The organism is Pseudomonas sp. R62, assembly GCF_000257605.1.
In the GTDB taxonomy this organism is placed as follows: Bacteria; Pseudomonadota; Gammaproteobacteria; order Pseudomonadales; family Pseudomonadaceae; genus Aquipseudomonas; species Aquipseudomonas atacamensis.
In genome coordinates this window covers 919,955-936,856 of the sequence record NZ_JH635999.1, presented here as the reverse complement: position 1 = coordinate 936,856, position 16,902 = coordinate 919,955, and the positions used below count along the sequence as shown (strand labels likewise).

The following is a 16,902-nucleotide window of genomic DNA, read 5'->3' as shown; positions in this document are numbered from 1 at the left end:
TCGACCGTGCGTTCTTCTGCCTATCGCAAAACGGCCTGGCGGCTGATGCCGTTCCTGATGCTGTGCTACCTGTGCGCCTATCTGGACCGGGTCAACGTCGGTTTCGCCAAGCTGCAAATGATGAACGATCTGGCCCTCAGCGAAACGGTCTACGGACTGGGCGCCGGGGTGTTTTTCATCGGCTATTTCCTCTGCGAAGTGCCCAGCAACATCATCCTGCACAAGGTCGGCGCACGGGTGTGGATTGCGCGGATCATGATCACCTGGGGCATCGTCTCGGCGCTGTTCGCCTTCGTCGAAACCGCCTGGCAGTTCTACGCGCTGCGCTTTCTGCTGGGGATTGCCGAAGCCGGTCTGGCGCCGGGCCTGCTGCTCTACCTGACCTACTGGTTTCCGTCCTATCGGCGGGCGCGCATGACCGTGTTGTGGTTTATCGCCATTCCGCTGTCGGGCATGGTCGGTGGCCCGCTGTCCGGTTGGATCATGAACCACTTTGCCGGTGTGCACGGCTGGGCCGGCTGGCAGTGGATGTTCGTTCTCGAGGCGGTGCCCACAGTGGTCGTCGGCCTGCTGGTGCTGAGTTATCTGAAGGACGGCGTGCATCAGGCGACCTGGCTCAATGACGAGGAAAAAGCCCTGATCACTCGCGAGCTCGCCGAAGACGACCAGCAAAAAGTCACCCACGCCTCGATCGGCGAGTTCATTCGCGACCGGCGCTTGTGGCTGCTGGCAGCGATCTACTTCTGTGTGGTCATGGGCCAATACGCGATCACCTTCTGGCTGCCGACACTGGTGCGTAACGCAGGCGTTTCCGACCCGCTGCACATCGGTTTCCTGACCAGCCTGCCCTATCTGTGCGCCATCGCCGCCATGCTCCTGGTCGGCCGCAGTGGCGACAAACATCGCGAGCGCCGCTGGCACCTGATCGTGCCGATGATCGCCGGTGCGATCGGCTTGAGCCTGGCAGCGCTGATGGGCGGCAATCCGACCTTGTCGATCCTCAGCCTGTGCCTGGCCGCCTCCGGCATTCTCTCCGCCACCTCGTTGTTCTGGATGCTGCCCACCACGCTGCTTGGCGGAGTGTCTGCGGCGGCCGGTATCGCCGCGGTCAACAGCTTCGCCAACCTCGCCGGGTTCTGCTCGCCTTATCTGATCGGCTGGATCACCACCCTGACCGGTTCCAGTGCCATCGGCATGTACCTGATCACCGGCGTGCTGTTTCTCGGCGCGAGCCTGGTCCTGCGTATTCCTGCCGCTTTGGTCAATCGTTGAGTCAACGGAGTTTTATCATGACGACTAATCTTGCACACGCTGCATCGCTGAGCCTGACCCAGCGCGCGCACAACATTCGCCGCCATGCACTGCGCATGGGCCAGGTTCAGGGCCAGGGCTATGTGGGCCAGGCCCTCGGCGCGGCTGACCTGCTGGCGGTGTCTTACTTTCATGCGATGAACCATCGCCCGACAGATCCCGAATGGGAGCAGCGCGATCGCTTCTATCTCTCCATCGGCCACTACGCCATCGCGCTGTACGCAGCGCTGATCGAAGCCGAGATCATTCCGCTCGACGAGCTGGAAACCTACGGTTCGGATGACAGCCGCCTGCCGATGTCGGGCATGGCCGCCTATACCCCGGGGATGGAAATCACCGGCGGCTCGCTGGGTCAGGGCCTGGGTATCGCGGTCGGTGCCTGCCTCGGCCTCAAGCGCAAAGGCTCGGCCTCGTTCGTCTACAACCTGCTGTCCGATGGCGAACTCAATGAAGGCTCGACCTGGGAAGCGGTGATGTCGGCTTCGCACTGGCAGCTCGACAATCTGATCGCCATCGTCGACGTGAATAACCAGCAGGCCGACGGCCATTCCAGCGAGATTCTCTCGTTCGAACCCATCGTCGATCGCTGGCAAGCCTTTGGCTGGTTCACCCAGCGCGTCGACGGCAATGACCTCGACGCCCTGGTCGCTGCATTCGATGCCGCGCGCAATCACCCCGGCGGGCAACCGCGCGTGATCATCTGCGACACGAAAATGGGCAAAGGCGTGCCGTTTCTGGAGAACCGGGAAAAGACCCACTTCATTCGCGTCGAAGAGCACGAATGGGACCTGGCACTGAGCAACCTTGAAGAAGGAAAAGACCAATGAGCAACGCCGCCAACACTGCGCCTTCGACTGCTACTGGCGCGCCGGTGAAAAAGCGCCTGACCACCTCGGCGATGATTGCCTCGATTGCTTCCGAGGGCCAGGCGACCCGTTCGGCACCGTTCGGCCATGCGCTCGCGGCGCTGGCAGACCAGAGTGCGGACATCGTCGGCCTCTCGGCTGACCTGTCCAAGTACACCGACCTGCACATTTTCGCCAAGGCGCATCCCGACCGTTTCTATCAGATGGGCATGGCCGAACAGTTGCTGATGAGTGCGGCCGCGGGCATGGCGCGTGAGGGTTTCGTGCCCTTCGCCACCACCTACGCGGTGTTCGCTTCGCGCCGTGCTTACGACTTCATCTGTATGGCCATCGCCGAGGAAAACCTCAACGTCAAAATCGTCTGCGGCCTCCCCGGCCTCACTACCGGCTACGGGCCTAGCCACCAGGCCACCGATGACCTGGCTATTTTCCGCGCCATGCCCAATCTGATGATTGTCGACCCGTGCGATGCGCTGGAAATCGAACAGGCCGTGCCGGCCATCGCCGCTCACCAAGGCCCGGTCTATATGCGTTTGCTGCGCGGCAACGTGCCGTTGGTGCTGGACGAGTACGGTTATAAATTCGAGATCGGCAAGGCCAGGACCCTGCGCACGGGCAACGAGGTGCTGATCATCTCCACCGGGCTGATGACCATGCGCTCGCTGGAAGCGGCCAAGCAATTGCAGGCCGACGGCATCGATGTGGCCGTGTTGCACGTGCCAACCATCAAGCCGCTGGATGAGCAAACCATTCTCGCCGAAGCGCGCAAATCCGGGCGTCTGGTGGTCACAGCCGAGAACAGCTCGATCATCGGCGGTTTGGGTGAGGCGGTTGCCGGGTTGTTGTTGCGCAATGGCGTGACGCCCACCTTCAGACAGATCGCGTTGCCCGACGCGTTCCTTGACGCCGGTGCCCTGCCGACGCTGCATGATCGCTACGGCATTTCGACGCCGGCTGTGTGTGCGCAGATCAAAGCCTGGCTGTAACTCCAACGTGAGCGGCGCCTCCATCCGAGGCGCTCGTTCATTCGAAAACAGGAGGCAGAACGTGAAAGCACATGAACTGCTGGATCCCGACTTCAAAAGCTTTTTAACCCCCGGCGCAGAAGCCTGGACGTTGGAAACGCTGCCCGCGATCAGGGAGCGTGTTCACGCGACATTCAAATCCCGAGAACAAGCGCGCGGTGAAAGCCTATGGATAAAGTCCCACGACGGTGAGGATTTGCGCCTGTGTCTTTACCGGCCCGCCGCCGCAGCAGCGGACGGTAATTTTGCGATGATCCTGTACATCCACGGTGGAGGTTTCGTCCTCGGTTGCCCCGAAATGGCCGATGACTATCTGGCTGACCTCGCCGAAGCACTTAAGGCGATCATCGTCGCCGTCGATTACCGTCTCGCGCCAGAGCACCCCTTCCCTGTTCCTCTGGAGGACTGCTACACGGCCCTCGGCTGGGTTTTCGCCCACCGGCAAGCGCTCAACATCGACGCTGACAAAGTAATCGTCATGGGCCACAGTGCCGGCGCCGGGCTGGCAGCAGCGCTGGCCATTGTTGCGCGGGATCGCGGCGAGTATTCCATCGCCAGTCAGGTGCTGGTTTATCCGATGCTCGATCACCGTTCGGGCAGCGCAGCCTCGCCTCAGCAGAACAGCACGACCGGCGTGATTGGCTGGCCAGCGCAAGCCAACCAGTTCTGCTGGGAGTGCCTGCGGGCTGACCAAGCGCTGGATGATCTGCCAATTGGCTGGTTTTCGCCGGCCCTGCAAGACGATCTGCGTGACTTGCCACCGACGTTTCTGGCCGTTGGCGCGCTGGATCTGTTTCTGGAAGAGGACGTTGCATTTGCCCTGCGTCTGTCCCGCGCCGGGGTTGCCGTCGAACTGCATGTCTACCCTGGGGCGCCGCATATGTTTGATCAGTGCCCCGGCAGTGTTAGCGATCAGTCTGCGCTGGATATCGTCCGATCACTTCGGCGATCGATAGCTAGCGCATTAACTGCTGAGGGATAGAAAGAACAGCTGAAACGGTACAACAGGATTTCTTATACAAAGCCTTCCCCCCCCTCCCACGCTTATTGATTAATACCTTCGCAGACAGGCAACTGCGGAGGGTGGCCTGCGCTTTGAGAAATTCAATATCGCTTAGCCATCACCCTCCGCGATTCCGCCCGGACCTTTTCCAGCGTCCCTTTGGATAATGTCGAAAACGACACATTTTGTTGCATCCAAAAACCGCTTGGATCCAACGTCCCGACAAACGGTAACGACCTGAATAGATCAGATTTTCAAATAGATAAACGTGGGCAAATGGCCCATCCATACGCTCGTCAAAAATCAGGCAGCCCCATCTGACACTCCCTATCTATGGTTTTAAAACCACCCGTGGACGTCCGCCCCACCCATTTACAGGGAGTAGTAATGGACAACATCGTCATTGCCGTCAAAGCCAATTCTCAGCTCACTGCCCAGAACTGGGGCAATGTTCAGCTCAGTCAGCCTTCAGTTGTACAAATGCCGGTTCGGCCCGATCAATTGGCGTCGACCAGTCGCAGCGGTCAGGATTTGATCGTCAATCTGAAGTCCGGCGAGCAAATCAAAATCTCCAATTTCTTTGTCACCAGCCCTGACGGCGTGCCCAATGACATTGTCTTTCAGGGTGACGACGCGACGCTGTGGCAGGCGCGCTACAGCGCCGAGCCGTTCAATGGCTTTACCTTTGACGAAATCAATTCGCTGGACGAGCTGATCGCTGGCGTCGGTGTGGTGGATGGGGCGACGCCGGCATGGGCGATTGCCGGGCTTGGCCTGTTGGGCGCGGGTGGTGCGGCAGCCGCTGCCGGCGGAAGTGGGGGCGGCGGCGGTGGTGGTGGTGGCGGTGGAGACGCGACGCCTCCGGCGCCCGCGACCGGATTAACCTTGTCGGCCGATGGCCGGGTGCTGAGTGGTTTTGGCGAAGCTGGCAGTGTCGTTCAGGTACGCGATGCAGCCGGCAACCTTTTGGGTTCCGGTACCGTTGGCGCCGATGGCAGTTTCCAGGTCGACCTGGGTACGCCGCAGAACAATGGTCAGCCGCTCGACGTCACGCTCACCGACCCTGCGGGCAACGTTTCGACACCGGGTACGGTCACTGCGCCTGATACCACCGCGCCCACCGCGCCAGCCAATCTCAGCGTGAGCGCCGATGGCACGCAACTCGGCGGCACCGGTGAAGTCGGCTCGACCGTCCAGGTGCGCGCCGCCGATGGCAGCCTGATCGGCAGCGCCGTGGTTGCGGCCGATGGCACCTTCAGCGTCATCCTCAGCCCCGCGCAAACCGGCGGTCAGCCGCTGACAGTGAATGCCACCGATGCCGCAGGCAATATCTCGACCGGCGCAACGGTCAGCGCGCCGGAGATCGTCGAACCGACGACGCCAGGCAATCTCGATTTGAGCAGCGACGGCAGCCAACTGACCGGCACCGCCCGAGCCGGCACCACCATTGAGGTCCGTGCCGCCAACGGCGAATTGCTCGGGCGTGCGGCGGTGGCTGCTGACGGCACTTTCCTGCTGACGCTGGTTCGTGCGCAGGCCAACGGTGAAACCTTCAGTATCGTGGCGGTCAACAGCGCCGGTGCGCAATCGCCGGCCATCACCTTCAATGCACCGGACATCACCGGCCCCGGCACTGCGACGGATCTGGCGGTGAGCAGCGATGGCCTCTCGGTCACCGGCCGTGGCGAACCCGGCAGCACAGTCAGCGTCACCAATGCGCAAGGCACGCTGCTCGGCACGGCTCTGGTCGCCGCCGATGGCTCGTTCACTGTGCAACTCAATGCCGCGCAAATCGATGGTGAGGCGCTGAGCGTGCTGGTCACCGACGCCGCCGGCAACCCTTCGCCAGCAGCGACCGTTATCGCTATCGATCTCGATGGCCTGACTCAACCGAGCGACATCGCGGTCAGCATCGATGGCACGCAGTTAAGCGGACGCGGCCAGGCCGGTTCGACCGTAACGGTGCGCGACGCCAACGGCAATCTGCTCGGCACGGCCGTTGTCGCGGCGGACGGCACGTTCAGCCTGCAACTGAGCAGTCCACAGAACAACGGCGAAACGCTTCAGATCAGTGCCAGCGACGCCGCTGGCAATACTTCCGCACCACTGAACTACGTGACGCCTGACACCCAAGGGCCGACGGCCGTCTCCGATCTCGCACTCGACGCTCAGGGGCAGACGCTCACCGGTAAGGGTGAGTTGGGTGCGTCAGTCACTGTGCGCGATCCGGCCGGCAACATCATCGGCACCGGCACGGTGGGTGCCGATGGCAATTTTACCGTTCCACTTTCCACACCACAGACTGATGCGCAACAGCTGCAAGTGATCCAGACCGACGCGGACGGCAATCCTTCGGCGCCGGTCAACGTGATAGCACCCGATCTGACCACACCGGTAGCCGTGACCGATGTAAGCATTTCCGCCAATGGCGCCGTGGTCTCCGGCGCGGGTCAGATCGGCGCCACCGTTACTGTCACTGACACCAACGGGACCGTGCTGGGAACAGCTTTGGTCGGCAGCAACGGCCGGTTCGAAGTCACCTTGTCCTCGCCACAAACCAATGGCCAGAACCTCAGCGTCGTGCAGACCGATGGCTCGCCGTCGGGCTCGCCGGCAGTTCCAGTTGAAGCGCCGGATATCCAGGCCCCAACGGCTCCTTCGGATCTGACGCTGAATGCAGGTGGCACTGAACTGAGCGGCACCGGCGAACCCGGTGCCACCGTGTCGGTCAAGGATTCGGCCGGCAATGTGTTGGGCACCGCGATCGTCGACGGCAGCGGCGCCTTTACAGTGCCACTGAACAGCCCGCAGATCGAAGGCCAGCAACTGCAAGTCAGCCAATCGGATGGCGTGAACGTTTCCCCCAGCACACCATTGACGGCGACGGACACCACCGCGCCGCTGGCGCCGGACAATGTCGTGCTCGCCAGTAACGGCGTGACCTTGACCGGCACCGGGCAAGCGGGCAGCACCGTAACCGTCAGCGCGCCCGACGGCACGGTGCTTGGCACTACGGTGGTCGCCAGCGACGGCAGTTTCAGCGTCAACCTGAGCCCGGCTCAGCTCGACGGTCAGGTGTTGAGTGTGATCCAGACCGATGCGAGCGCCCTGCCCTCGCCGGCCACGCCGGTCACCGCACCGGACATCACCGCCCCGTCTGCACCGACCGGGCTGGTCGTCGATCCTTCAGGTGCCACCGTCACCGGTACCACGCAACCCAATAACACGGTGCAGGTGCTGGATGCCGACGGCAACGTCATCGGCACCGCGACCGCTGACGGCACGGGCGCCTTCACGGTCAACCTCGACACGGCTCAGACCAATGGCGAAGCCTTGCAAGTCGTGGTGTCGGACGGCGCCAACAGTTCGCTGCCAGGCACCGTTGCCGCGCCGGACAGCACCCCGCCGGCAGCGGTCAGCGATCTCGCGCTCAACCCGGCCGGCACGCAGGTGTCCGGCCTTGCCGAACCGGGCACCACGGTCACCGTCAGCATTGCCGGCGGTGGCGCTGTGCTGGGCACCGCGACGGCCGATGCGGATGGCCGCTTTGTCGTGACCCTCAGCCCACCGGCCGAGCCTGGCGGCAATCTGGAAGTCATCAGCACGGATGGCGGCGGCAATGATTCGCCCGTCGTGCCGCTGGCAGGACTGGACGGTAGCCAGGTCGCGACCCCGACCGATCTGGCCTTGAGTGCCGATGGTTTCACCCTGACCGGCGCCGGTACGCCCGGTTGCATCGTGACCGTGACCAGCAGCAGCGGCGCTGTACTCGGCTCCGGGCTGATCAACAGCTTCGGCCGCTTCACCCTGTTGCTCAGTAGCAAACAGATCAACGCGCAAGTCCTCCAGGTGACGGCCACCAGTCCCGACGGTGACGTGTCGATTCCGGGCACGGTGACGGCGGTCGATGGCACGGCGCCGGATGCTGTGACCAATCTGGCGCTGAATACCAACGGCACAACACTCACTGGACGCGGAGAGGCCGGGGCGACGGTAACTGTCACCGACGCCACAGGTACCGTGCTCGGTACTGCACTGGTCGCCAGCAATGGCACGTTCAGCCTGACGCTGACGCCGGCGCAGCTCAATGGCCAGGCGCTTACTGCGATCCAGAGCGACGCCGCCGGCAACCTGTCGCAACCCGCCGGCATCATCGCTACCGATCTGCAACCGCCAGCCGCAGCGACTGGCGTTACGATCAATGACGTCGGCACCGTGGTCAAAGGCCAGGGCGAAGCCGGCAGCACCGTGACCGTGCGCGATGCCGCCGGTAACGTGTTGGCCACCGGCGTAGTCGATCAGAGCGGCAACTTCCAGGTCACCTTGCCCAATGCCCAGAACACCGGCGAAACCCTGCAGGTCACTCTGACCGACGCCAATGGCAACGCCTCGACTTCCACTGGCGTGATCACCGTCGACGGCACCCCGCCGGCCGCTGTGCAGAATCCACTGATCAGCGCCGATGGCAGCACCCTCAGCGGCACTGGTGAGGCTGGCGCAACAGTCAATGTCACCACCGCCAACGGCACCTTGCTCGGCAGTGCCGTGGTTGGCGCGGACGGCGCGTTCAGCGTGACCCTGGCGCCAGCGCCCAGCAATGGCGAGGCGCTGGCGATCAGCCAGACCGACCCTGCCGGCAACGTCTCGCCATCGACCAGCGTCACCGCACCCGATATCAGCCCACCGGCGGCACTGACCCAAGTCGCAGTGAATGCTGACGGCGTCACCGTCACTGGTCATGGCGAACCGGGCGCGACCGTTTCCGTGCGCAGCGCCGACGGCACCTTGCTCGGCACCGCGCAGGTCGGCAGTGGCGGCGCGTTCACGGTCACCCTCAACGCAGCACAACTGAATGCCGAAGTGCTGACCGTCACTCAGGAAGATCCGCCGGGCAACGTTTCGACGGCGGTTGAAGTCACCGCCGCGGATTTGACCGCGCCGACGATTCCGAGCGCATTGACCCTCAATGCTGCCGGCGTGCAACTGGCCGGTAACGCCGAGGCCGGCAGTACCGTGACCGTACGCGACAGCCAGGGCAATCTTCTCGGCACCACCACGGCAGCCGCAAACGGCATTTTCCAGATTACCCTCAACAGTCCGCAAACCAATGGCCAGTCGCTGAACGTGACAGCCACCGACGCGGCAGGCAATCCGTCGGCCCCGGCAATCGTCACTGCGGTCGATAGCACGGCGCCGTTGGTAGCGAGCGATCTGGCGGTGAGCGCCAATGGTGCCACCCTGACCGGCATCGGCGAGGTCGGCGCCAGCGTGGAAGTTCGCGATGCCGGCGGTGTTTTGCTGGGTACTGCGACCGTTGCCAGCAATGGCAATTTCAGCGTCACGTTGTCCCCGGCTGCGGTGGCTGGATCGAATCTTTCCGTGGTGCAGATCGATGCAGCCGGCAACACCGGACCGGCGGCGCCGGTGACTGCACCGGGCAATCTGGCGGAAAGTGCACCGACCAATCTGGCCCTCAGCGTCGACGGTCTGACCCTCACCGGCTCGGCCACCGCCGGCAGCACCGTGAGCATTCGCAATGCCTCGGGCGTGTTGCTCGGCAGCGCGCTGGTGGCGGCCAATGGCACTTTCAGCGTCACCCTCAACGCCGCGCAACTCAACGGCGAACAGCTGTCTGCCGTGGCGACGTCGAGCACCGGTATCAATTCGTTACCGACCGACTACACCGCTGCCGACATCGCCGCGCCAACGCCGCTCAGCGAGCTGAGCCTGGCGCCGAACGGCACGGCCCTGACCGGGCGCGGTGAAGCCGGCGCCACGGTGACCGTGCTCGGCACCGGCGGAGCGGTTCTCGGCAGCGCCGTGGTGGCGGCCAACGGCACGTTCAGCGTCATTCTCAGCCCGGCACAGACCTCTGGCCAGACCTTGAGCCTGAGCCAGGCCGACGCCGCCGGCAACGAATCCAACAGCGTCAACCTGATCGCCCCGGACCTGCTCGCGCCCAATGCGCCGGCGGCGCTGGTGGCAAGCACTGACGGCATCTTGCTGTCGGGTACCGGTGAGGCCGGCACCACGGTCAACGTGTACAACGCTGCCGGAGCGCTGGTCGGGACCGGCACCGTGAGCATCGACGGCACGTTTGCGATAACCCTGACCACGCCGCAAGCCAATGGCCAGGCGCTGACCGTGTCGCTGACGGATGCGGCGGGCAACACCTCGGCAGCCACGCCGTTCACTTCGGTCGACAGCACACCGCCAGCGGCCGTTTCGCAACTGAGCATCGGCGGCGACGGCGCAAGCCTGACCGGGCGCGGCGAACCCGGCGCGCAAGTCCGGGTCATCGACAGCGACGGCAACGTGCTTGGCACCGCCGTGGTCAGCGCGACCGGTACCTTCACCCTGCCACTGAACCCGGCGTTGACCAATGCCGAAGTGATCACCGTGGTCCAGGCCGACGCGGCGGGCAACGACTCGCCGGCAGTGAACCTGACCACACCGGACTTCACCCCGCCTGATCCACTGGACAACGTCGATATCAACTCGTCCGGCGCGTTGGTCATCGGTACTGGCGAACCCGGCGCGACCGTGACCGTGCGCGATGCCAATGGCACCTTGCTCGGCACCAGCGTGGTACTCGGCGACGGCACCTTCAGCGTCACCCTCAATCCGCCGCAGATCAATGAACAGATCCTCAGCGTGCAGCAGGCCGATCCACCCGGCAACGTCAGCGCGCCGGTGTCGATCACCGCACCGGATCTGACCCCGCCAGCGACGCCGGCCGATCTGCAACTGAATGCCGATGGCGACACCCTCACCGGGACCGGCGAAGTCGGCGCCATTGTCCGCGTGACATCCGCAGACGGTACCGAGCTGGGCACCGGCACCGTGGGCAGCGATGGCCGTTTCCAGATCACCGTGACTCCGGTGCAAACCAATGGCCAAGCGCTGTTCGTGGTGTTGGCGGATGCAGCCGGCAATGCCTCGCCTGCCGGCACGCTGAGCGCACCGGACAGCACGCCTCCTGCCGCACTGACCGATGTCGAGATCGACGCCAGCGGCAGCCTCATCACCGGCTCCGGTGCGGCTGGCTCGCAGGTGGTCGTCACCAATGCGCTGGGCACCATCGTCGGCACTGGCACGGTGCAGGCCGACGGCAGTTTCAGCGTGACGCTCGACCAGCCGCTGCTCAACGGTGAAGCCTTGTCGGTGATCCAGCGTGATGCGGCTGGCAACCCTTCGCCGATCGTGTCCGTCACTGCGCCGGACATCACCCTGCCCGCTGCGCCCACCGGCCTCGTTCTTACGTCCGACGGCGTGACACTGACCGGTACCGGTGAAGAAGGCGCCACGGTGCGCGTGCTCAGCGCGACTGGCACGGTACTGGGCTCGGCAACCGTGACCGGCAATGGCTCGTTCAGCGTGACTCTCAACCCGCCGCAGGTGAATGGCGAGCTGTTGAGCGTCAATCAGACTGATCCGGCTTCAAACGTTTCACCCACAGCACCTCTGCAAGCAGGCGACAGCACTGATCCACTGGAAGTGGCCGACCTCAACGTCAGCCAGGACGGCTTGACCGTCACCGGTACCGGCGAGCCCGGCGCAACCGTCACCGTGCTTGACGGCGCGGTGGTGCTCGGCACAGCGACGGTGGCGGCAGATGGCAGCTTCAGCGTCACGTTGTCGGCTGCGCAACTCGATGGCCGCGCACTGTCGGTCGTGCAGGCCGACGCACAAACCAACCAGTCCGAGCCCGTTCTGGTCGACGCGCCGGACAGCACTGCACCGATCGCACCAACGGTGACATCGCTGACCGGCGCCGGCACCTTGCTCGCCGGGACCGCCGAAGCCGGTAGCACCGTGACTGTGCTGTCCGCCACCGGCACCGTGCTCGGCACAGCGGTGGCATTGAGCGACGGCACCTACACCGTCACGCTGAATCCGGCCCAGGCCAACGGTCAGTTGTTGTCGGTGATCGCGACGGACGAAGCGCAGAACGCATCGCCAGTGCTGCTCTACCCGGCGGCAGATACCACGGCTCCGGATGCCGTCACCGGTCTGACCATCAGCGGCGATCTGAGCCAGCTCGCCGGTCGTGGCGAAGCCGGTGCGAGTGTCGAAGTGACCGATGCGCTGGGCAATGTTGTCGGCAGCGGCACGGTCGCGGCCAACGGTACATTCCTGATCGATCTGGCCCCGGGCATCACCACCGGCCAGGTGCTGACAGTGAATCAAACAGACGTCGCGACTAATGTGTCCGCAGACGCCGACCTGACTGTTCCGGCAGTGCCAGCGCCGGCTGCGCCGGACAATGTTGTGCTGACAGCCGACGGCGTGACGCTGACCGGCACGGCGGCGATCGGCACCATCATCAATGTCTACGCGCCGGACAACAGCCTGATCGGCACCGGCGTCACCGGCGCGGATGGCACGTTCAGCGTGGTGCTGACGCCTGCGCAAACCAACGGCCAAAGCCTCGAAGTCACCGCCAACACTGCGTTGGGTGGCGCCTCGCTGCCGACTGAAATCACCGCAGGCGACACCTCGGCGCCGGCGCCACTCAGCGATCTGGCGGTCAACGCCAACGGCACTTTGGTTACCGGTCGCGGCGAAGTCGGCGCGTCGGTGACCATCTCCGGCGCTGGCGGCGTGGTGTTGGGCAATGCGACGGTTGGCGCCAATGGCACCTTCAGCGCACAGCTCAATACGCCGCAGGTCAACGGTCAGGTGCTCAATGCGACACAGACCGATGCGTCCAATAACACCTCATCCGGGCTTAACGTAACGGCGCCCGATATCACTCCCCCGGCCGCTCCGACGGCGCTGGTCCTTAGCGGTGCCGGTCTGGTCCTCGGCGGGCTCGGTGAAGCCGGCGCTACCGTCACTGTTCGCGGTGCGGGTGGCACGGTGCTGGGCACGGCGACGGTGGCGGGCAATGGCTCGTTCTCGGTGACCTTGTCCTCCGCCCAACTCAACGGCCAGCAACTGAGCGTCACGCAGAGCGATGCGGCGGGCAACGTTTCGCCGGTTACCAACCTCAGCGTCGCCGATACCACCGCGCCGGCGCCGCTGAGCAATGTCAGCCTGAACGGCACCGGCCTAGCCGTCAGCGGCACGGGTGAAGCCGGCGCGACCGTCAGCGTGACCAACGCAGCCGGTACCGTCCTCGGCACCGCCGTGGTCAATGCTGGGGGCACCTTCACCGTGCAACTGTCCAGCGCGCAACTGAACGGCCAACAGCTCAACGTCCAACAGGCCGACCCGACGGGCAATCTGTCGCAGGTCTTCAATCTGACGGCCCCTGACGTGCAGGCGCCGATTGCAGCCAGCGGTCTGACGCTCGCTGCCAACGGTCTGACTTTGAGCGGTACGGGCGAAGCCGGTGCGACGGTCAACGTCTACGGCCCGGGCGGCGCGCTGATTGGCACCGCCACCGTAGGCAGTGGCGGCACGTTCAGCTTCAACCTGAACACCGCGCAACTCGACGGGCAGCTGTTGACCGTGCGTCTGGTCGACCCGGCCGGCAATCTCTCGCCCAACGCCAGCCTGACAGCGCCGGACATTACCGCGCCCGGCGCGCCGACCGGCGTCAGCGTCAATGGCAGCGGCACCGTGCTCACTGGCGTCGGCGTGCCCGGTTCGACCATCAGCGTGCGAGGCGTCGGCGGCGTGGTGCTCGGCACCGCCACCGTCGCCGCTAACGGCAGTTTCTCCGTGGCACTGGCCTCGGCGCAGATCAACAGCCAGGTACTCAGCGTCACCCAGGCGGATCCGAGCGGCAACGTATCGGCTGCGGCGACCGCGACGGCGCCAGACCTGACACCACCCGCTGCCGCCACGGCGCTGCTGGTCGGTGCCGACGGCCTGACCGTCACCGGTACCGGTGAAGCCGGTGCAACCGTGACCATCAAGTCGGCCAGCGGCACCGTTCTGGGCACCGGCACGGTCGACAGCCTCGGCGTGTTTACCGTCACCCTGAGCAGTGCGCAGATCAACGGTGAAAACCTCACCATCAACCTCAGCGACGCACGCGGCAACGTTTCGGTAGCCGCCAACGTCATTGCGCCGGACGTCGACGTCAACGCGCCAGTGGTCGCCAGCGATAACCTCGCCGTCGGCACCGTCACCCTGGCTCCGGTCACCGCGTCGCAGACCTTCAACGACTCGTTCACTACGCTGCTGGCCGGGTTCTCGAAAACCTTCACCTTCACCGTGGCCGGCGGCACGCGTCTTGATCCAACCCTGACGCTGACCACCAGCAGTCTGATTTCGCTGATCGATGGCGTGGTCTATACCCTGCAAGTCAAGGATGCCAGCGGCAACTGGGTGACTCTGGATGTCAATGGCAGCGGCGGCCTGCTTGACCTGATCGCGCTCGCCGGCCAGGGCGTACGGGTCGACATCGGTAACCTGCTGTCAGGCGATTATCGACTGACGGTTTCGAGCACCGGCATCGGCGTGCTGACCACGGTCAATACCCAGCTGCAACTGGATGTCAGCAGCCTGACCCAGTTCAACGGCATTGCCGGGCCAGCGGTGATCGGCAACGTCATCACTAACGTCGGTGTCGATGGCACGGTCGATCAGACCGGCCCTGACAACGGCGCGCAGTTGCAGATCTTCAAGAACGGCGCCTGGGTCAGCGCCGGTGCCGGCACCACGGTGCAAGGGTTGTACGGCACGCTGACCATCGACGCCAACGGCAACTACAGCTACAAACCGAACGGCAGTGTCGGCAGCGTCGGCAAAGTCGACGTGTTCAACTATCAACTGGTGCACCCGAACGGCTTGAGCGACACCGCCAATCTGTATGTGCGCATCGACAGCCCGCAAGCCAGCGAAGTGTGGAATGACGCCAATCTCGGCAGCCCGGCACTGGTGGTTGATGCCACAGCGGACATCGCCTCAACCGACGTCACCCTGATCAACCGCGAAGTCACCACCAACTCTGCCCTTGGCACGTTCAATGTGCTGCTGGGCGGCGGCAGCGGTAACTACAACACCGTGGTCGCAGCCGATACCGTCAGTGACCTGACCGTGGTGGTCAATTCGAGCAACCTGTTGGCGCTGCTCGGTTCGATGACGGTGGGCCTGTACAAGCTCAACACCGCCACCAACCAGTACGTGCTGGTCAAGAGTTACGGCGGCAACGCGCTGGTCAATCTCGGCGGCGGCAACTACGGGATCAAGTTCGACGACCAGACCGCCGGCAGTTATCAGGTGCGGGTGGCAGTGGGCGGCCTCGGCCTGCTGACCAGCGTCAACACCAGCCTGATCAACGTCGCGACCTACAACAATCAGTTCGTGGTCGGCAGCTACACGCCGGTATCGGGCAATCTGCTCACCGACACCGCTGGCGGCGGCGCCGATGTGTTGGGCTCGGTCTACACCTTGCTCAGCGTGCTGGTCGCCGGCAGTTACGTTGCGCCGGGTTACAACGGCGTCTCGCTGGTCGGTAACTACGGCACCCTGGTGGTCCAAGCCAACGGCAACTACACCTACACGCTCAAGGCCGGGCTGACCGATGCGGTGATCGGCCAGGAAGACACCTTCACTTACCAACTCACCCACCCCAACGGCACCGTGGATACCGCGACGCTGACCATCGACCTGAACAAGGCCGGCGCATTTGCCAGCACCGCTTTCTCGGCCCTGGCCAGTGATGACCTCGGTCTGGCCCATGCCACTGGCAGCGACTTGATCCAGGGCACCGAGGGCAACGACACCCTCGACGGGTCGCACGGTGGCGCCGTGACCCTGCAAGGTGGCGGTGGCGACGACACGCTGATCATCGCCGATCAGCAATTCACCTCGGTGGACGGCGGCAGCGGCACCGACACCCTGCTCTGGGCCGGTGGCGACGTGTCGATCAACCTCGGCGATCTGCAGAGCAAGATCCACAACGTCGAGATCCTCGATCTCAACCATTCCAGTGCGGTCGCGCTGACATTGAATCTCAGCGATCTGCTGGCGATCACGTCCTCGGACAACAACACCCTGCTGATCAAGGGTGACGACAGGGACAGCGTGCACATGACCGATGGCTGGGTCGCCGATGGCACGCAACAGGCCGACGGCATCGACTATGTTCAATACACGGCGCAGGAGGATCCGAGCCACCACTTGTGGGTACAGAACGGCATTCAAGTGGTTTGAAACAAGACATCAAACGTTGGTCTCTCAACAGTAAGGGAAGTCTGTGGAGTCAGTTTTTCGCCAGAAATGGCCGGTGGTCCTGTTGACCATCGGCCTCTACCCCGCTTTCACCGTCGGCGTTCGCGCCGACGACAATCTCGACAGCAGCTTGCGCAGCATCAGCCCGTCGCAACTGCAACAACCGGCAGGCAATGAAAGCCGTCAGCGCCCTGCCCCTGCTCTGAAAGCGTCCGCCGATGCGGACGCGTTGGGGCTGGAACAAGCGGTCAGGCTCGCCGTGGACTGGCACCCGCGCATCGGCGAGGCCATCGGCACCCTGTTCCAGCAAGGCGAAGGGGTCAACGTCGCCGAATCCGGTTATTACCCGCAGGTCACCGGCGGCATCAAGGGTGGCTACACCAGCGGTTACGGCAGCGATGCCGGCAGCCAGTCGGTGAACATTTCCCTCAAGCAGATGCTGTATGACTTCGGCAAGGTTTCCAGTTCGGTCGACGCCGCCCGCGCCCGGGTGGCGCGCAGTCAGGCCGGGATTCTGCTGGCGATCGACGACATCGCCCGCGACACCGCCAGGGCCTACATCGAGGTG

Annotated in this window: 6 protein-coding genes; all 6 read left to right on the top strand. The window is 64.1% G+C overall.

Features of this window, described 5'->3' with window-relative positions; translation table 11 throughout:
* The coding region (locus tag OQK_RS22560; RefSeq protein WP_016774407.1) for an MFS transporter at positions 1-1,272 on the top strand (1,272 nt) is incomplete at its 5' end.
* 17 nt (positions 1,273-1,289) lie between these two features.
* Positions 1,290-2,138, top strand: a complete 849-nt coding sequence (locus OQK_RS22555) for a transketolase (RefSeq protein ID WP_016774406.1) — start codon at positions 1,290-1,292, stop codon at positions 2,136-2,138.
* On the top strand, positions 2,135-3,163 hold the full coding sequence (locus OQK_RS22550) for a transketolase family protein (protein ID WP_016774405.1): 1,029 nt from the start codon (positions 2,135-2,137) through the stop codon (positions 3,161-3,163). The genes OQK_RS22555 and OQK_RS22550 overlap by 4 nt, the downstream gene beginning before the upstream one ends.
* A 61-nt stretch (positions 3,164-3,224) precedes the next feature.
* The gene (locus tag OQK_RS22545; protein ID WP_016774404.1) at positions 3,225-4,184 is read left to right on the top strand and encodes an alpha/beta hydrolase; all 960 of its coding nucleotides are present in this window, start codon (positions 3,225-3,227) and stop codon (positions 4,182-4,184) included.
* A gap of 408 nt (positions 4,185-4,592) precedes the next feature.
* Positions 4,593-16,316 (top strand): BapA/Bap/LapF family large adhesin, encoded by an 11,724-nt coding sequence (locus OQK_RS22540; RefSeq protein ID WP_016774403.1) that lies wholly within the window; start codon positions 4,593-4,595, stop codon positions 16,314-16,316.
* A gap of 43 nt (positions 16,317-16,359) precedes the next feature.
* On the top strand, positions 16,360-16,902 hold a 543-nt coding region (locus OQK_RS22535), incomplete at its 3' end, for a TolC family protein (RefSeq protein WP_016774402.1).